Origin of the sequence: Pseudarthrobacter phenanthrenivorans Sphe3, from assembly GCF_000189535.1 — a bacterium.
Lineage (GTDB): Bacteria > Actinomycetota > Actinomycetes > Actinomycetales > Micrococcaceae > Arthrobacter > Arthrobacter phenanthrenivorans.
In genome coordinates this window covers 3,964,452-3,982,154 of the sequence record NC_015145.1, presented here as the reverse complement: position 1 = coordinate 3,982,154, position 17,703 = coordinate 3,964,452, and the positions used below count along the sequence as shown (strand labels likewise).

The 17,703-nt window shown below is 66.2% G+C and carries 14 protein-coding genes and 1 tRNA gene; 5 read left to right on the top strand and 10 right to left on the bottom strand.

The window, feature by feature from the left end; all coding sequences use genetic code 11:
* Window positions 1-7 precede the first annotated feature (7 nt).
* A complete protein-coding gene (locus ASPHE3_RS18490) occupies window positions 8-1,522 on the top strand; it encodes an MFS transporter (RefSeq protein WP_013602724.1) in 1,515 nt (504 codons plus the stop codon).
* A gap of 83 nt (window positions 1,523-1,605) precedes the next feature.
* Here the strand turns inward: ASPHE3_RS18490 and ASPHE3_RS18485 are convergent, their stop codons facing one another.
* From ASPHE3_RS18485 to ASPHE3_RS18470, 4 genes are all read right to left on the bottom strand, one after another.
* Entirely contained in the window at window positions 1,606-2,748 is a 1,143-nt protein-coding gene (locus ASPHE3_RS18485) for an FAD-dependent oxidoreductase (protein WP_013602723.1), read from the bottom strand.
* Between the two features lie 18 nt (window positions 2,749-2,766).
* Window positions 2,767-3,693, bottom strand: a complete 927-nt coding sequence (locus ASPHE3_RS18480; RefSeq protein ID WP_013602722.1) for an AEC family transporter — start codon at window positions 3,691-3,693, stop codon at window positions 2,767-2,769.
* A gap of 66 nt (window positions 3,694-3,759) precedes the next feature.
* Window positions 3,760-4,185: an aspartate 1-decarboxylase gene (gene panD, locus ASPHE3_RS18475; RefSeq protein WP_174266604.1), complete on the bottom strand. Its 426-nt coding sequence runs from the start codon at window positions 4,183-4,185 to the stop codon at window positions 3,760-3,762.
* A 103-nt stretch (window positions 4,186-4,288) separates the two neighbouring features.
* The gene (locus tag ASPHE3_RS18470) at window positions 4,289-5,203 is read right to left on the bottom strand and encodes a LysR substrate-binding domain-containing protein (protein WP_013602720.1); all 915 of its coding nucleotides are present in this window, start codon (window positions 5,201-5,203) and stop codon (window positions 4,289-4,291) included.
* A 153-nt stretch (window positions 5,204-5,356) separates the two neighbouring features.
* Between ASPHE3_RS18470 and ASPHE3_RS18465 the strand changes: the two genes are divergently transcribed.
* On the top strand, window positions 5,357-6,820 hold the full coding sequence (locus ASPHE3_RS18465) for an amino acid permease (protein WP_041652368.1): 1,464 nt from the start codon (window positions 5,357-5,359) through the stop codon (window positions 6,818-6,820).
* Window positions 6,821-7,175: 355 nt separating this feature from the next.
* Window positions 7,176-10,694, top strand: coding sequence for a proline dehydrogenase family protein (locus ASPHE3_RS18460; protein WP_013602718.1), 3,519 nt, complete (start codon window positions 7,176-7,178; stop codon window positions 10,692-10,694).
* A gap of 112 nt (window positions 10,695-10,806) precedes the next feature.
* Here the strand turns inward: ASPHE3_RS18460 and ASPHE3_RS18455 are convergent, their stop codons facing one another.
* On the bottom strand, window positions 10,807-11,124 hold the full coding sequence (locus ASPHE3_RS18455) for a hypothetical protein (protein ID WP_041652365.1): 318 nt from the start codon (window positions 11,122-11,124) through the stop codon (window positions 10,807-10,809).
* 159 nt (window positions 11,125-11,283) lie between these two features.
* Entirely contained in the window at window positions 11,284-12,138 is an 855-nt protein-coding gene (locus ASPHE3_RS18450) for a LysR family transcriptional regulator (protein ID WP_013602716.1), read from the bottom strand.
* 144 nt (window positions 12,139-12,282) lie between these two features.
* Between ASPHE3_RS18450 and ASPHE3_RS18445 the strand changes: the two genes are divergently transcribed.
* Entirely contained in the window at window positions 12,283-13,662 is a 1,380-nt protein-coding gene (locus ASPHE3_RS18445) for an MFS transporter (protein ID WP_013602715.1), read from the top strand.
* 38 nt (window positions 13,663-13,700) lie between these two features.
* Here the strand turns inward: ASPHE3_RS18445 and ASPHE3_RS18440 are convergent, their stop codons facing one another.
* The 3 genes from ASPHE3_RS18440 to ASPHE3_RS18435 form a co-directional block, all read right to left on the bottom strand.
* Window positions 13,701-14,855 (bottom strand): N(5)-(carboxyethyl)ornithine synthase, encoded by a 1,155-nt coding sequence (locus ASPHE3_RS18440; RefSeq protein WP_013602714.1) that lies wholly within the window; start codon window positions 14,853-14,855, stop codon window positions 13,701-13,703.
* On the bottom strand, window positions 14,852-14,992 hold the full coding sequence (locus tag ASPHE3_RS22335; protein ID WP_013602713.1) for a hypothetical protein: 141 nt from the start codon (window positions 14,990-14,992) through the stop codon (window positions 14,852-14,854). The genes ASPHE3_RS18440 and ASPHE3_RS22335 overlap by 4 nt, the downstream gene beginning before the upstream one ends.
* A 94-nt stretch (window positions 14,993-15,086) precedes the next feature.
* Window positions 15,087-15,160 (bottom strand) — tRNA-Gly (locus tag ASPHE3_RS18435).
* A 236-nt stretch (window positions 15,161-15,396) separates the two neighbouring features.
* Between ASPHE3_RS18435 and ASPHE3_RS18430 the strand changes: the two genes are divergently transcribed.
* Window positions 15,397-15,876, top strand: a complete 480-nt coding sequence (locus tag ASPHE3_RS18430; protein ID WP_013602712.1) for an SRPBCC family protein — start codon at window positions 15,397-15,399, stop codon at window positions 15,874-15,876.
* Window positions 15,877-15,899: 23 nt separating this feature from the next.
* Here ASPHE3_RS18430 and ASPHE3_RS18425 read toward each other — a convergent pair whose 3' ends face one another.
* Window positions 15,900-17,648 (bottom strand): CAP domain-containing protein, encoded by a 1,749-nt coding sequence (locus tag ASPHE3_RS18425; RefSeq protein WP_254362935.1) that lies wholly within the window; start codon window positions 17,646-17,648, stop codon window positions 15,900-15,902.
* Window positions 17,649-17,703: the final 55 nt, after the last annotated feature.

Sequence of the window (17,703 nt, the reverse complement as noted above, 5' to 3'; positions counted from 1 at the left end):
CGCGGGTATGGGCGGCGCAAGCCGGGCCGCTGCGGCCACGTCAGGGGGCGTAGGGTTCCGCTCCGACCGCGGGCCCATCCTCATCGCCCTGATGCTGGCCACCGGACTGGTGGCCATTGATTCCACCATCGTGGCCACCGCCGTCCCGTCCATCGTCCGCGACGTGGGCGGGTTCGAGTCCTTCCCGTGGCTCTTCTCGGCCTACCTGCTGGCCCAGGCCGTCTCGGTGCCCATCTACGGGAAACTCTCGGACATGGTGGGGCGGAAACCGATCATCCTGGCAGGGATCGGGCTCTTCCTGCTCGGGTCCATCCTCTGCGGCATCGCCTGGAGCATGCCTTCCCTGATCGCGTTCCGCGCCCTGCAGGGCCTCGGTGCCGGTGCGGTGCTGCCGGTCTCCATCACGATCGCGGGCGACATCTACTCCCTCGAGGAACGCGCGAAAGTCCAGGGCTACCTCGCCAGCGTGTGGGCGGCGTCCTCCGTGGTGGGTCCCAGCCTCGGCGGCATCTTCGCCTCGCTCGGTTTCTGGCGCGGCATCTTCCTGGTCAACATCCCCCTGTGCCTGCTGGCCGGGTGGATGCTGCTGCGCACCCTGCATGAGAACGTGGACCGGGCGAAGCACCGGGTGGACTATGCCGGCGCGGCCCTGTTGGCGGTCTCCCTTGGCCTGCTCATTTTGGGCGCGCTTCAGGGGGGCCAGGCCTGGGCATGGAACTCGCCCGTCAGCATCGCCATCTTCGCCGTGGGCACCGTGCTCCTGGCCCTGTTCCTGCTGGTTGAGCGGCGGGCGGCCGAACCGATCCTCCCGGCCTGGGTCATCTCGCGCCGGCTCCTGGGCACCACCGCGCTGGTGTCCTTCGGCGTCGGCGCGGTGATGATCGGGCTGACGTCCTACGTGCCCACCTTCCTCGAGGGCGCGCTGGCTACCTCGCCCCTGGTTGCCGGGCTGGCCCTGGCCGCACTGACCCTCGGCTGGCCCATCAGCGCCTCGCAGGCCGGCCGCTTCTACCTGCGCATCGGGTTCAAGGCCACAGCCCTCATTGGCATTGCCGTCACCGTTGCGGGGCTGCTCGTCCTGACGCTCACTTCGGGGGCACCCAACGTGCTGCTGGTCGCCCTCGGCTGCTTCGTCGTCGGACTCGGCCTGGGCCTGGTGGCAACCCCCACCCTGATCTCCGCCCAGTCCAGCGTCCCCTGGCACGAGCGCGGCGTGGTGACCAGCACCAACATGTTCGCCCGGTCCATCGGCAGCGCCCTGGGCGTGGCGGTCTTCGGCGCCGTGGCCAACGCGATCTACTCCGGTGCGCCGGGCGGCGACAGCAATGGTCCGGCCGTGGTGGCCGCGTCCGGTGCCGTGTTCCTCGCCGCCCTGGTGGCAGGCCTGCTCACCGTCGCGGCAGTACTGGCCATGCCCGCGGTGAAGGCAGGCGCCTCCGGAAAGGACGTTTCCGGAAAGGACGACGACGGCGGCCCGGCGGAAGAGCCGGCCCTCACCGAGGCGGAGGACAGTTCCCGTTGACCCCACCTCTCCCAACTAGGTAGCGCCAAGTGTCGTTTTGGGAGGTCAAAACGACACTTGGCGCTACCTAGTTGGGTCGGTGGCTACCGCGACGCGCGGAAGATTTCCGGGGCCGGCCGCGTGCCGGTGGCGAGGTCGGCGAGCATCCGGCCGATCACCGGCGTGAACTTGAACCCGTGCCCGGAAAACCCGGCGCCGATCACTACCGGGCCGATCCTGTCCAGGACAAAGTCCTCGTCAGGGGTGGTGGTGTAGGTGCAGCTGACAGCTTCGAAGGAGTCCGCATCCACACCGGGCAGCCAGGTCCGGGCGTAGTCCTGCAGCGCGGCCAGCTGTTGCGGCTCGGGCTGGAAGGACCGCCGGTCAGGGTCTGTCACGGGACCTACGCCGTGCCATCCCGCCTTGATTCCCTCACCCGGAGTCTGCATCCCATACACGGGGGAATACCAGTTCCTGTACTCCGCGCCGGTCCCCGGGTAATGGTTGAAGCCCGGCCATTGGGCTCCCGGGTCGGCCAGCCGGAAGTGTGCCGGCTGTTCCTGGGTGACGCGGAGCCTGGGAAGCCGGGCCCCGCCGCCGGTACTGCCTGGGAAGGCGGCGCCCAGCAGCTTCTCCGTCCAGCCGCCCGCGGTGACCACGGCCTGGCCGGCGGTGACCACCTCGGTGCCGCCGCCGGATTCCAAAAGGAGCCGGACGCCGTCGTCCATCACCTTCAGGTCCACCACTTTGGTGTGGTGCCGGATCTCGGCGCCGCGGGCGGCCGCGAGCCGCTGGAAGGCGGGCAGGGCGGCGTCAGGGTTGAGCTGGCCGCCGTCGGGCATGTGCAGCACCTGCTGGTCGAAGCGGATTCCCCGCCAGCGCTCCCCGGCCTCGGCGGGTGCAAGGAACTCTGCGCGGATACCTGCCTGGTTCAGGGCTGCGGCAATGTCCCCGAACAGCGGCTCCGGCCCATGGTTGACCACTCCGGTGCGGGCCAGCAGCGTCTCGCCGCTTTCCTGCTCCAGCTCGTCCCACAGGGACAGCCCCTCCGTCAGCATGGCGACGTATTCAGGCTGGTGGTACCCCGGGTTCAGGTTGCGCGTGGTGCCGTGCGAGGCGCCGATCTTGTGCCCCGGCCCGAACTGCTCCACCAGCGTCACCTGCCGGCCCCGCCGGGAGAGTGCCCAGGCAGCGGCCGAGCCCATGGCCCCGCCGCCGATCACCACGGTGTCCAGAACAGTATCCATCAGCCCTCCAAGCTGCGGTCAGGTGAGCAGCAGCGCGACGCCGATCATCGCCGGCACGGCCACAACGGTGGTAATCAGCACGGTGTCCTTGGCCACGGTGAGGCCCGTCTTGTAGCGGCTGGCAGCAACAAAGACGTTTTGCGCGGTGGGTAGGGCCGAGGTCACCACCACCGCGAACAGGATATGGCCCTCAAGCCCCAGCGTGAACCGGGCAAAGAGATATGCGATCGCAGGCTGGACGGCCAGTTTGAAGCCGCTTGCCAGCAGCGTGTCCAGGCGCCGGCCCGCCGAGGCCTGCAGCGGCCGGGAACCGTTCAGGCTCATGCCAAAAGCGATCAGCATGGCCGGAATCGCGGCACCGCCGATCAGGTGGATGGGTTCCATGACCAATTCCGGAACCTGCCAGCCGGTCCCGGCCACGAGCAGGCCCAGGGCGGAGCCCACGATCATGGGGTTCCGCAGGATCATCACGATGAAATTCAGGGGGGTGGTGCGGTGCTTGCTGGTGCTTGAATCCAGGAGCATCAGGAACAGCGGGGTGAAGAAGGCGAGTTGGAAGATGAGCAGGGGCGCTACGTAGCTCGCGTCGCCCAGGACGTACACGGCAATGGGGATGCCCAGGTTGGCGGAGTTCACCAGCGAGGCCGCCATCGAGGACATCAGCGACTCGGGCAGCGAACGCTTGAGCCAGAACTTGGCGAGGGCGAAGAAGATGGCTGCTGTGGCTACGGCCGATACCGCCGCCACCAGCAGGGGAGCGGCGAAAACCTCGGCGAGGCGAGCCTTGCTCAGTGTTTCGAACAGCAGCGCCGGGCTGGCCACGAAAAAGGTGAGGGAACTGAGGACCTGGCGCGCATTGTCCCCGAGGATCTTCTGCCGGCCCACGAACCAGCCCACCAGGATGATGCACCACACCACGAAAAAGCCGGCGAGTACCCCTAGCAAGGGATCACCGGCAGGAGGATTTCCCGCAGGGCGCGGCGGAGCAGGGGGCCGGGGCTCACGCTCCGGTTAGGCTGTGGCGTTGTTAAGGGCGAACGGCGGACGCATCATTCCGGGGGTAAGGCCTTCCGCGGGGTCGTTCCCCAGCTGGACTATCCGGTTGTTTTCGTCCACGTGGACCACCCGCGGTTCATAGGCCTTGGCCTCTTCGGTGGTCATTTGGGCGTAGGTAATCAGGATGACGACGTCGTTCTCGTGCATGAGGTGCGCCGCTGCGCCGTTGATGCCGATCACGCCGGAACCGCGCTCGCCGGCGATGGTGTAGGTTTCGAGCCGCGAACCGTTGGTCACGTCCACGATCGACACCAGCTCGCCGGGAAGGATATCGGCGGCCTCGAGCAGGTCCAGGTCGACGGTGACCGAGCCTACGTAGTGCAGGTCGGCGTGCGTGACGGTGGCCCGGTGGATTTTGGACTTGAACATTGTTCGATTCATAACGGCATCAGTCTAGCGCCGGGCGCCCGGCGGCGCAGTGACGCAGGGAACAGTGACGGACGGCGGTGGCACTTTCGTGAGGGCAAAGCACGACCGCGGCGGGTCACCCGCCGTCGTGCTTTTCCACGGCCGCTGCGGTGGCAGTCAGGGTCTCCCGAGCCGCGAGGATCGCGGGCCGCTGCGCGCTGGAGCGACGGACGGAGGTGAACACAGTGCGGTGCGGCTTGCCCGGCAGGTCGAGGAGCCGGGCGGTGGTGCCGCGCCCCGTCCAGACCAGGTCCGGCATCAGTGCCACTGCATTGCCGGACTCGATGAGCCGGATCTGGGCCTGGAGGTCTGCAGTCTCATACCGCACGTCGGGCTCGAACCCTGCGCTCCGGCAGGCCTGCTCAGCCCAGTGGCGGGACGCCGCGCCCCGCGGTTCCATGACCCAGGCGAGCTGCGCGGTGTCCTCGATCGAGGAGATGGCGGGGCCGCCGTCGTTCGCGGGGGGAACGGCAAGCCGGATGGCATCGGTGGTCAGCTTGACCCGGTCGAGCTCCGGGTACCGGGGCGCGGCATGGCCGGGGTACTGCTCGGCGATCACCAGGTCGAAGTCGCGGGCCCACGTTTCATGCAGCGCGGTTTCCGGCTCGCGCTGGATCATCTCGATCCGGACCTCCGGGTATTTCCTGGCCATCCGGGTGAGGGTCTCCGGCATCAAAGCAAGTGCTGCGGACTGGAAGACAGCAATCCGAACCGTTCCTGTCACGGTAGTCAGGGACGCTGCAAGGTCCGCCTCCGCCTGTTCCATGGTTTCCAGCAGCTGCGCGGTGTGCGCCACCAGCACCTCGGCCTGCGGTGTCAGCTGCACCCGCCGCCCGGTCTTGCGCAGGAGCTCCACGCCGACTTCCTTTTCGAGCAGCGCAAGCTGCTGGGAAACCGACGACGGGCTGTACTGCAGTGCGTCCGCAACCTCTGCAAGCGTTCCCCGGATGCTCAATTCCCTGAGCAATCGAAGCCGGCGGACGTCAAGCATGAGGAAATCCTTACCGAAACTAATGAATATAGGTTAGAAGTAGTCACTTTATCTAACGCAACCCCGCTTGCATACTGTTGGAACCGAGTTACCCCCGTCACAAGCGATTCTTCGCGCGCCGTGACGGGGCAGCACCCCAAGCAGGAGTTCCTGATGAGCACAAGAGATATGACCCAGTCGATCATGCGGCGAAAGCCGATCGACGACATCGAAGAAGAGAATAAGCACAGTGGTCTCTTCAAGTCACTCGGACTGTGGCAGCTGACGGCCATCGGCGTTGGCGGCATTATCGGCGTCGGCATCTTTTCCCTTGCCGGCCTGGTTGCTGCAGGCAGTGAAGGAACACCCGGGGTGGGGCCCGCGGTGCTGATTTCCTTCCTGGTGGCCGGCCTCGCCTCGGCGGCCGCCGCGTTGTCCTACGCAGAGTTCGCCGGCATGATTCCGCGCGCCGGCTCCGCCTACACCTATGGCTATGTGGCCCTGGGCGAAGTCGTCGGCTGGTTCATCGGCTGGGACCTGCTGCTCGAATACATTGCCATCGTGGCCGTGGTGGCCATCGGCATCTCGGGCTACTTTGACGCCTTCCTCTCCGGCATCGGCATCCACATGCCGGCCTGGATGACCTCGACGGCGGATGAGGGCAAGGGCGGCATCGTCAACATCCCTGCCATCCTGGTTTGCCTCCTGGTCACCTGGATCCTGTCCCGCGGCACCAAGGCGTTCGGCCGTTTTGAGCTGGTGGCCGTTGCCATCAAGGTGATCCTGATCCTTTTCATCATCGGCCTGGGCGTCTTCTACATCGACACCAACAACTACAACCCCTTCATGCCCAGCGGTTTCGGCCCCGTCCTTGCCGGTGCAGCCACCGTGTTCTTCGCCGTGTTCGGTTATGACGCCATGAGCACCGCCGCCGAGGAAGCCACCGACGGCAAGAAGCACATGCCCAAGGCCATCATCCTGTCCCTCATCATCGCCATGCTGCTCTACGTGGCCGCCACCCTGGTGCTCACCGGCATGCAGAACTACAAGGACATCGATCCCACCGCCGGCTTCGCATCCGCGTTTACCAGCGTGGGCCTGCCCGTGATCGCCACCATCATTTCGGTGTTCGCGGTGCTGTCCATCCTTACCGTGATGCTGACCTTCCTCCTGGGCGTCACCCGCGTCTGGTTCGCCATGAGCCGCGATGGCCTGCTGCCCGGCTGGTTCGCCAAGACGGACCGGCACGGCACGCCCCAGCGGGTTACCTGGATCGCCGGTGTTGCCTCGGCGTTCCTGGCCGGCGTGTTCCCCATCAAGGAAGTCGCGGACCTGACGAATATCGGCATCCTGGCGGCGTTCGTCGTCGTCTGCCTCTCGGTGATCATCTTCCGCTACAAGAAGCCGGACGCTCCGCGCACCTTCCGCCTGCCGCTGATGCCGGTGATTCCCGCCTTCGGCGTCCTGGCGTCCGCCTTCCTGATGTTCCAGCTGCACTGGGAAACGTGGGTCCGGTTCGGTGTCTGGCTGCTGGTGGGCCTGGCCATCTACTTCCTCTATGGCAAGAAGAACTCGCTGATGAATCCCAACAGCCCCCGGCACGAGGAAATCGTGGAGATGCACCGCCCCGTCGGCTGAGCCGACCCGGACGCTCTATCACTTAACGTCGCCCAAACGCGGACGCTCTATCACTTGACGTCGCCCAACCAGGAACGCTCTATCACCTTCCATTGGAGGTGATAGAGCGTTTCCGTTTTTCCCGCATTAAGTGAGAGAGCGTCGGAGGGAAACCGGCGTTATGTGAGAGAGGGTGGCCGAAATGGCTGCGTCAAGTGAGACAGCGTTGGAGGGGAAATCAGGCTGGCGGCGCGGCACGAAACATTTGGTTTTTCTAACCTGTATTGCTTAGAAAAGATCGCTTTATCTTATGTGAGTGGAAGCTCATACTGATGGATAAGACCTCCTTGCACCTCAGGAAAGAACGAGAAAAGCCATGACCCACATTGCAATGGAACCGGCGGTTGCCGCCGGAACCGCACTGCGCACCGTCGATGCCGATGTGCCCCAGGCCAAGGCCCTGGCTACCGAAGCCGTGGCCCTGGTGCGCCATTGGCTGACCGAGGCGTCCAAGGTTCCCGTGGACGCTTCCGCCCAGCAGCTTGCGGGGGTGCTGAAGGACCCCAACGGCCTGGAATTCACCGTGGGCTTCGTGGACGGCGTGGTCCGCCCCGAGGACCTGAACGTCGCCGCCCGCAACCTCGCTGCGCTGGCCCCCAAGGTCCCCGCCTTCCTGCCCTGGTACATGCGCCGCGCGGTCCAGGTGGGTGGCGCTATGGCGCCGGTAATGCCCCAGGTTGTCATCCCCATCGCGCGCAAGGTCCTCCGCGAAATGGTGGGCCACCTGATCGTTGACGCCACCGACGCCAAGCTGGGCCCCGCGATCGCCAAGATCCGCAAGGACGGGATCAAGCTCAACGTCAACCTCCTCGGCGAAGCAGTCCTCGGCGAGCATGAAGCCTCCCGCCGGCTCGAAGGCACCCACACCCTGCTGGCCCGCCCGGACGTGGACTACGTCTCCATCAAGGTCTCCTCCACTGTCGCCCCGCACTCGGCATGGGCGTTCGACGAAGCCGTTGAGCACGTCGTCGAGAAGCTCACTCCGCTGTTCCAGCGCGCCGCATCTTTCGCCCGCCCCGGCAGCACCACAGGCGGCAAGGCCAAGTTCATTAACCTGGACATGGAGGAATACAAGGATCTGGACATGACCATCGCGGTCTTCACCAGGATCCTGGACAAGCCGGAATTCAAGGACCTTGAGGCAGGCATCGTGCTCCAGGCCTACCTCCCGGACGCCCTGTCCGCGATGATCCGCCTGCAGGACTGGGCCGCCGAGCGGCGCGCCAACGGCGGTGCTGCCATTAAAGTCCGCGTGGTGAAGGGCGCCAACCTGCCCATGGAGCAGGTGGAGTCGTCCCTGCATGACTGGCCGCTCGCCACCTGGGGCAGCAAGCAGGATTCCGATACCAGCTACAAGAGCGTCATCAACTATTCGCTCCACCCCGAGCGGATCAAGAACATTCGGATCGGCGTGGCCGGCCACAACCTGTTCGACATCGCCTTCGCCTGGCTCCTGGCCAAGCAGCGGGGCGTCGAGTCCGGCATCGAGTTCGAGATGCTGCTGGGCATGGCGCAAGGGCAGGCCGAGGCCGTCAAGAAGGACGTCGGGTCGCTGCTGCTCTACACCCCGGTGGTGCACCCCGCCGAATTCGACGTTGCCATCGCGTACCTGATCCGCCGCCTCGAAGAGGGGGCCAGCCAGGACAACTTCATGTCCGCCGTGTTCGAGCTGAGCGAAAACGAGGTCCTGTTCGAGCGCGAGAAGCAGCGTTTCCTCGCCTCGCTCGCGGCGCTGGACAACCACGTACCGGCGCCGAACCGCCAGCAGAACCGCAACCTGCCGCCGGTCCCGATGCCCCACAACGCGTTCGAGAACACTCCGGACACCGACCCGGCCCTGCCGGCCAACCGTGACTGGGGCCGGGCCATCCTGGACCGCGTCCCGGCCTCCACCCTGGGTAACGCGTCTGTGGAAGCCGCGTACATCAATGACGAGGCCACCCTCAACACCGCCATCGAGACCGCCGTCCAAAAGGGCAAGGCCTGGGGCGAACTGTCAGGCGCCGAGCGCGCAGAAATCCTGCACCGCGCGGGCGACGTCCTGGAGGCCCGCCGCGCGGACCTGCTCGAGGTCATGGCCAGCGAGACCGGCAAGACGATCGACCAGGGCGACCCCGAGGTCAGCGAGGCGGTGGACTTTGCCCACTACTACGCCGAGTCTGCGCGCAAGCTGGACAAGGTCGACGGCGCCACGTTCGTCCCTGCCAAACTCACCGTTGTCACCCCGCCGTGGAACTTCCCGGTCGCCATCCCGGCAGGGTCCACCCTCGCGGCGCTTGCCGCCGGCTCCGCCGTCGTGATTAAGCCCGCCAAGCAGGCCGCCCGCAGCGGCGCCGTGATGATCGAAGCCCTCTGGGAGGCCGGCGTTCCGCGCGACGTGCTGACCATGGTGCAGCTTGGCGAGCGGGAACTCGGCAAGCAGCTCATCAGCCACCCCGCCGTTGACCGCGTCATCCTTACGGGCGGCTACGAGACCGCAGAACTTTTCCGCTCCTTCCGCAAGGACCTGCCCCTCCTGGCCGAAACCAGCGGCAAGAACGCCATCATCGTCACCCCCAGCGCGGACCTGGACCTGGCAGCCAAGGACGTGGCCTACTCCGCGTTCGGCCACGCCGGCCAGAAGTGCTCCGCAGCCTCACTGGTGATCCTGGTGGGCTCCGTGGCCAAGTCCAAGCGGTTCCACAACCAGCTGATCGACGCCGTCACCTCCCTGAAGGTGGGCTACCCCGAGGACCCCACCAGCCAGATGGGCCCGATCATCGAGCCCGCCAGCGGCAAGCTCCTCAACGCCCTGACCACCCTCGGCGAGGGCGAAAACTGGGCCGTGGAGCCGAAGAAGCTGGACAACACCGGCCGGCTCTGGAGCCCGGGCGTGCGCTACGGTGTGAAGCGCGGTTCCTACTTCCACCTCACCGAATTCTTCGGGCCCGTCCTCGGTGTGATGACGGCGGAGACGCTGGAAGAGGCCATCGCCATCCAGAACCAGATCGAGTACGGCCTCACCGCCGGCCTGCACTCGCTGAACTCGGCGGAACTCGGCATCTGGCTGGAAACCATCCAGGCCGGAAACCTGTACGTCAACCGCGGCATCACCGGCGCCATCGTCCAGCGCCAGCCCTTCGGCGGCTGGAAGAAGTCCGCAGTAGGCGCCGGCACCAAGGCAGGCGGGCCCAACTACCTGGCCGGCCTGGGTGACTGGGCTCCCGCGGCCAGCACCGCTGATGCTGCCGTAACCCACCCGGGCGTCCGGCGGATCCTCAACGCAGCCGCTACAGCCCTCGAGCCTGCAGCGCTTGAGTCCGTCCAGCGCGCGCTGGCCTCCGATGCGCAGGCGTGGGCCGAGGAGTTCGGGACGGCAAAGGACGTTTCCGGCCTCACCGCGGAACGCAACATCTTCCGCTACCGCAGCCTGCCCGTCACCATCCGGCTCTCTGAGGGGGCGCCGCTCGCGCACCTGGTACGGACCGTGGCAGCCGGCGTCCTGGCTGGTTCGCCGCTGACCGTGTCCACCGCCGTCGAACTTCCGGCCCAGCTGCGCGCCGTACTCACCGCGCTGGACGCCGGGGTGGCAGTGGAGTCCGACGCCGACTGGCTGGCTTCCGCCGGCCGTCTCGCCGCGGCGGGGAAGCTTTCCGGCGCACGCGTCCGCCTGATCGGTGGCGATGCTTCCGCACTTGCTGAGGCCACCGGCGGCCGCCCCGACCTTGCGATCTACGCGCACCCGGTCACCGAAGCCGGCCGGGTGGAACTGCTGCCGTTCCTGCACGAGCAGGCCGTGAGCATTACCGCGCACCGGTTCGGCACGCCAAACCACCTCTCGGATGCCCTGATCTAGGTCTCCGGATGCCCTGACTCTGGAAAGAGGCTGGCCGGCCACCTTTCGGTGGCCGGCCAGCCTCTTTGATTCCAGGTGTCCGCACTGGCTGTGCGGCGGGAGACCTTGGAAACTAGCCCAGGTACCACCCGGGCGGCGTCCACGTGACCGGGACGCTGTGAGCCGAGAAATCCTCGCAGCGCGTGCACGTGTAGGCGACTTCACCAAGGCTGGCCACGGACCCGTCACGCCGGTAAGTAGGCGGGATGTAGGACTCGAGGTAGACGAATTCGTCGGTTCGGCACCTGTCACAGGTGGGTTTTCCGACGTATCCGGAGTCGGTGGTGGCGATGCCGGCACCGAGCCGGGAATTGCGGGTGCCAAGCGGCCGCGCAGTGGTGTGCGCGCGGTTATGGGCCGGGCTGTAGTGAGGGTTCTTGGCTGTCGTCATTGGCTGCCTGTCCCGAGCGGGAATCCTGGCATGCAGGTATGCGCTCGTGTTGGTGAACCGGCCAGCTGCTTGACCCTGGAAAATCAGCATAAGTGATGCGACCTTGTGCAATCAATGGAAGCTGCGGCAAGTCTGCCCCTGGCCGGGCCCTGGCCGGCGTTATGATTGGCGGTTAATGGTCCGGCCCACAATTGACTGGGTGAGCGCGTCGATGACCTCGGCGTTGGCCAGGGGGTTGCGGATCAGGGTGAAGTCCACGTCTCCCACCGGCGGGAGATCGAAGCGCCGGGTAATGATCTTCAGGTCCTCCGGAACAAGCGAGGACGGCATCACCGCCACGCCGATCCCGGCCCGCACGGCAGCAAGCACGCCGCTGATCTGCCGGGTTGTGCAGGTAATCCGCCAGGTCCTGCCGTGGGCCTCAAGGGCGTCGATGGCAAGTTTCCGGCTCAAACTCGGGGACGGGTAGGCAATCAGCGGAACCGGAGCGGCCGGGTCCAGCGTGGTCTGCTCCAGCCCCACCCAGGAGAAGGAGTCGTGCTGGACTACGGTCCCGTCCTTGGCGCCCGCCACCCACTTGACGAAGACCAGGTCCAGCTGGCCGGCGTTGAGTTTTTTGTACAGCTGGTCGCTCTGGCCGACCGTCAGTTCCAGGTTGATCTGTGGATAGATCTGCCGGAACTCCCGCAGGATCCGCGGCAGGCCCGTGATGGCCAGATCGTCTGCGGTACCGAACCGCAGCCTCCCGCGCATTGCGGACCCGGAGAAATAGCGGGAAGCGGAGTCGTGCGCCGCCAGGATGTTCCGCGCGAATCCCGCCATCGCGTCCCCGTTGTCCGTGAGCCTCACATCGCGGGTGTCCCGGCTGACCAGGACCCGCTTGGCGGCCGCCTCGAGTTTGCGGACATGCTGGCTGACGGTGGGCTGGGCCAGGCCGAGGCGCTCTGCCGCCTTGGTGAAGCTGAGCGTTTCCGCCACGGCAAGGAAGGAGCGCAACTGGGCTGGTTCAAACACTACGGACTCCGGTGGCAATAAGTGCGGACATCTTAGGCATTGCAGTCTGCAATAGGAGTTATAGAGACGATACGTCTCCATAATCCTTTGCCCCAGCCTAGCGTTAAGGGCATCCCGGACCGCACGCACTGTGAGGACATACCTGTGGCACCCCCACCGCCGTCAACGGCAACTGTCAGCCAGCCCGCCATCGACTCTGCCGGCGCCCCGCCGCCGGAACACCAGACCCAGCCCGTCGCCGTCGTCAGCGAACGGCTGCCCTGGAAGCACACGTTCATTTCGCTCAAGGTTCCCAACTTCCGCATCTTTGCGGTGGGGCATTTTGTGGCCGTCATCGCCATCTGGATGCAGCGGATCGCGCAGGACTGGCTGGTGCTGGAGCTGTCCGGTTCCGTGACGGCCGTTGGCATCACCGTGGCCCTGCAGTTCCTGCCGTCGCTGCTGCTGGGACCGTGGGGCGGGATGGTGGCGGACCGGTTCGCCAAGCGGAAGATCCTCATCCTGTGCCAGAGCCTCGCCGCGGTCCTGGCAGCCGCGCTCGCAGTCCTCGCGCTGACGGGCGCCATCGAGGTGTGGCACGTGTACGTGATAGCGCTGGTGCTGGGCCTGGTGACGGTCCTGGACCAGCCGGCCCGGCAGGTATTCGTCCATGAACTGGTGGGGCCCACGTACCTCCGCAACGCCATCAGCGTCAACTCCACCACGTTCCAGCTGGGCGGGCTGATTGGGCCTGCCCTGGCCGGGTGGCTGCTCATGGCGATGGGGGCGGGGTGGGCGTTTGCGGGCAATGCGTTTGCCTGCTGCTCCACAGTGGCCATGCTGCTCATCCTCCGAAAGGACCAGCTGTTCACCAGCGCCCCGGTGCCCAAGAGCAAGGGAATGCTCAGGGAAGGGCTGCGGTATGCCTTGAGTAAGCCCACCATCTACTGGCCCTGGCTGATGGCCGGCTTCATTGCGGTATTCGCCATGGGCCTGCCCGTAGTGCTTGCCGCCTTCGCGGACCACGTGTTCAATGTGGGAGCCGGCGGCTACGGCCTCCTGAACGCCCTGGTGGCGCTTGGGGCACTGGCAGGCGCAGTGGCATCGACCCGCCGCCGGCAGCTCCGGCTCCGGTCCGTTGTGTTCTGCGCGGGGATGTATGGAGCCATGCTGTGCGTGGCTGCCGCGGCGCCGTCCATGCTGGTGTTCGGTGCCATGATGGTGCTGTCCGGATTCTGGTGCCTGATGTTCCTCACCGGATCCAACCAGCTGGTCCAGGTCAGTTCCAACATGGGCATCAGGGGCAGAGTGATGAGCCTGTACATCATGGTGCTGATCGGCGGCCAGGCCATTGGCGGCCCGATGCTTGGCTGGATTGCCGAACACGCGGACCCGCACGTGGCCCTGCTGGTGTCCGGCGGGGTGCCCGCGGCCGCGGCACTGGCAGTTGCCGTGATCCTTGCACGCAAGGGATCGCTCCTGTTGAGGGTGAACCTCCGGGACCGCCGGCAACCCGTCCGAATTGTCAGCCGGGCCGCCGCCTAACCGGGCGGCGCGCTCGGCAGACAGCCCCGGCCCGCCGTCTACAGCGGGAGGTGCGGGTACTCCTCTTGGCGTTTCTGGAACGCCAGGACGTCCTGGTTGCGGATCACGCCGTCACGGATTTCGATGGCCCGGGAAATGGTTTCGTTGCCTTCCCAGGCTTCCGGGCCGCCAAGCACGGTGTCCAGGAACGGCAGCAGCGCCTGGCTGATCTCCCAGCTCGAGGAATTCCAAAGGTAGGACGGGCTGTGGTCCACGGCGTAGTAGTTGATGTGGTCGCCCACCGTGAACATGGGGTCGGCGAAAGTGGTGCTCCGGGCCCAACTGAAACCCATGCCGTCGTCGCACGAAACATCAATGATGAGGCTGCCGGGATTGAACGCCGCCAGGTCCTCCGTCCGCAGGTAAGTCAGCGGGTTGTTCGGGTCCTGCAGCGTGCAGTTCACCACGATGTCGCTTTGGGCAAGGAACGGCGCCAGCGGGACCCTTCCCTGCTCACTGATGACCTGGCTGAGGAAGGGGGCTTCGTCGTCGTGGTCGAACTGGACGATGTTCACTGAGTGGATAGGCGCTCCCACAGCGGCGACGCCCCTGTTCGTCAGCACCTGGACGTCGTGGATGCCGTGCGCATTCAGTGCAGTGACGGCTCCGCGGGCGGTGGCGCCAAAACCTATGACGGTGGCGCTCAGCCGGCGGCCGTAGTCGCCCGTCGAACCTGTCAGGGCGAGCGCGTGCAGCACCGAACAGTAGCCTGCAAGCTCGTTGTTCTTGTGGAAGACGTGCAGCCCGAACCCGCCGTCGCTGGCCCAGTGGTTCATGGCCTCGAACGCAATCAGCGTCAGCTTCTTGTCGATGGCCAGCTGCGTGACCGCCCGGTCCTGGACGCAGTGCGGCCAGCCCCAAAGGACCTGGCCGTCCCGGAGGTCGGCCAGGTCCTCCGGCTGCGGCTTGGGCAGAAGGACGACGTCGGCCTCCGCCAGCAACGCCTCCCGGCTGGCCATCCTGCCCACCAAAGTTGAGAGGTGCGCGTCTGAAACGCCAAGGCGCTCGCCGTAGCCGTTCTCCAGAATGATGTGCTGCCGGATGTGGGGCGCGATGCGCTGGAAATGCAGCGGATGAATGGGGAGCCGGCGCTCGTCTGGCTTGCGGGTGGAAGCCAGGACGCCCAGGGTCAGATTGTTCTGCTGCCCTGTCACTTCTTTTTGGCGGCCTTGCTGGACGTTGCGTCCAGGGAGCTGGCCGGCGCCGAAGCGGCCCTCTTGTCGGCGCGCTTTTCCTTGATGGACTTGGCGGATTTTTTGGATGCTGTTTGACGCGGGGACTTGTCAGCCATGGTTGCTCCTGTAGCGGAACCGAAGAGGTTCCTGACCTCTGACCATACACGCCGCCACCTAATGGCCGGCGGGTGCTTGCCTCCGCTGCAATCCTGGAGCGGCTGACGGGAATCGAACCCGCGTATCAAGCTTGGGAAGCTAGCGCTCTACCATTGAGCTACAGCCGCAGTGCCCCGGTGTGAAGGGGCAGAACATAGCTTAGCGCAGATGTCCGGCTGCTCCGCCCAACTGCAACGCAGGCACCCCGTGTCCGGCCGGGGGCACGTCATCCAGTAACTCTTCAATAACGTCCCCTGCCCTGGCTAGGCGGGTGTGCGGAGCGCTGGCTAACCTGATCCGGGTAGCTGCGATGCCGGGGGGTGCAGCTGCTGCCGCAGGTAGACGTCAACCAGGAAAGTTCCCGATGGCATTCGCAGAGCACGAGGTCCTCATCCGGCGCGATGCCATGGCTGTGTACCTGTTCTTGCTCGACGCAGCCAACCTTCCGCTCTGGCACGACACGGTCCGCAGCGTACAACTGCTGCAGGGCGCCGCCGAATCCAAAGGCGCCGTGTACCGCACTATGGTGGCAGGACGGTCCGGACTCAGCATTCCTGCTGAACTGGAAATCACCCATGCCAGGCCTGGAGCCGAGATCCGGTTCCAGGCAATATCCGGCCCGGCGCACCGCGCCGGTGGGTACTTCCTCAGCACGGAAGCCTCGGGAACGCGGGTCCGGTTCGCCCTCGAAGTCCGGGCAGAGGGGTTGGCTGGTTTCCTGGTGAAGTTCCGGTTCCTCAACAGGCTGGGCCTGCCGGACAGGATGCTCCAGCGCAGTCTGCGGTCCGAGGTGGCGCAGTTGGAGCGCCTGAAGGACGTCCTGGAGCTCCAACCGGCCATGTAGGGCTGGGCGATGTTCCCTGACGGCTAGTGAGCCAGCCGCTGTCCGGTCCAGGGACCGGGGATGTTCGACGGCGAAGCGAGGCTTCCGGCGGTGAGGTCCCAGTACTGCACCACGTCGCCTGCACGGCGGAGTGCCACGCCGGTTGAGTTCAGCCCGGTGACGTCCCGCAACGGCCTGATGCCCGTAACGTCCCCCCAGCCGGTGGCAACGCTAGCCCTTGCTTCTGCCCGCAGTGCAGTGGTTCCCCACCCGCGGTGGAGCTGCACCGAGCCGTCCCCGCGGAGAGCCAGGAGATCCTGGAACCCGTCGGCGTCGTAATCCACCATGGACAGCTTCCGGGCGGCGCCTACCCCTGTTGCCACGGTGGCACGTGCGGAAAGATCACCGAGGCCCTTGTTGGGGTACAGGTAGAGGCCGCCGGCCCCGTCCAAAGCCAGGATCTGGGGCATCCTGTTGTTGGCGCACCAGCCTCCCACTGCGAGCGTCAGGGTTTCCCACCCTCCATTGCCGAGCGTGGCCGGCGCCTGGAAACCTCCGGAGGCAACGCCCCGGTGCAGGCTCAGGGTTCCGTTGGTCCATTGGGTGAGGAGATCGTAGGCGCCGTCGCGGTCCCAGTCCGTGGTGAACACTTCCTTGGCGCCGGCAAAGCCCGATCCGATCACCCGGGCAGGGGCGAAGGTGCGGGCACCGGTGGCTGTCCGGGCCAGGAGCTGGCCGGCGGAGTCCACCGTGACCAGGTCGCCCGGTCCCTTGATTGCTGCCGCCGACAGGTCAAGCGTGGGCGGCATGTGCCGGGTGGGGGCGTCACACAAAGTGGGTGCAGGAGGCGGGAACGCAGTGCTGGGTCCAGTGCCGCCGCCGGGGGAGTCGGTGGTGCCGGCGGGGAGGGTGGTGTAGCCGAAGAAGTTGACCACGCCCCAGATTTTGTACGTGCGGTCCGTGTAGGTGATCCCGGCGCCCATGACGTTGAAGCGCGGATCGAGCAGCATGGCATTGTGGCCAGCGGAGCCCTTCCACCATTCCACCAGCAGTGCGGCGTCGCGGTCCGTCCGGATGGCGATGACCTCGCCGGCGCCGTTGTTCGGGTTCAAGGCCCGGGGGTCTGTCCAGAAGCTTGCCCGGTGCTCGATGACTTCGCGGGATGCGATGCTGTCCGACCACTCCTGGGCCATCCCCGCCACGGTGGCGTGGTACTTCACGGGGTTCAGGCCCTTTGAAAGCCGGTATTCATTGATTTTGTTGAAGACCGTGAGGACGGCGGCCGCGTTGCTGTCTGGAATCAGGGCTTCGGGAGCAGGAACCGTGGTGGCTTCCGAAGTGGCCATGGGGGAATCCGAAGGTGAGCCAAGCTCCTCATCCGGAGCCCAGAGCGGAGGGATGGAGGGAACCCAGGGGTCAGTCTCCTCCGTGGCGGCAGCAGGTGCCGCGGCAGCGGCGCCGCTGGTGGAGGAGGCAGGAAGAGGTTCCGTTGCCGGTGCTTCTGGTGTGGGTGCTTGTGCTGCCAGTGGGTCCGGGGCCAGTGGTTCGGGAGCCAGGGGCGCCGTGGGGGAGGCCGGCCGGATTTCCGGATCAACGGCCGGTGTGAGCCGGGCTCCGGCAGGGGCGGCACCACGGGATGACGCCTCCCCGGTAAGCGCCGAGGCGCCCAGGGTGATGCTGCTGGGCCCGCTGGCGCTGACGGCCTGGTGCACAGTGGGAGCCAGCGGCGGCGCGCCCGACGAGGAGGAAACAAGCGCCAATGCGCAGAGCACGCCAATAAAAGAAGGCGCCACCAATCTATTCACAACATCCCCAGCTCTGTTGGGCCATCCGGGAGACCATCCGGCG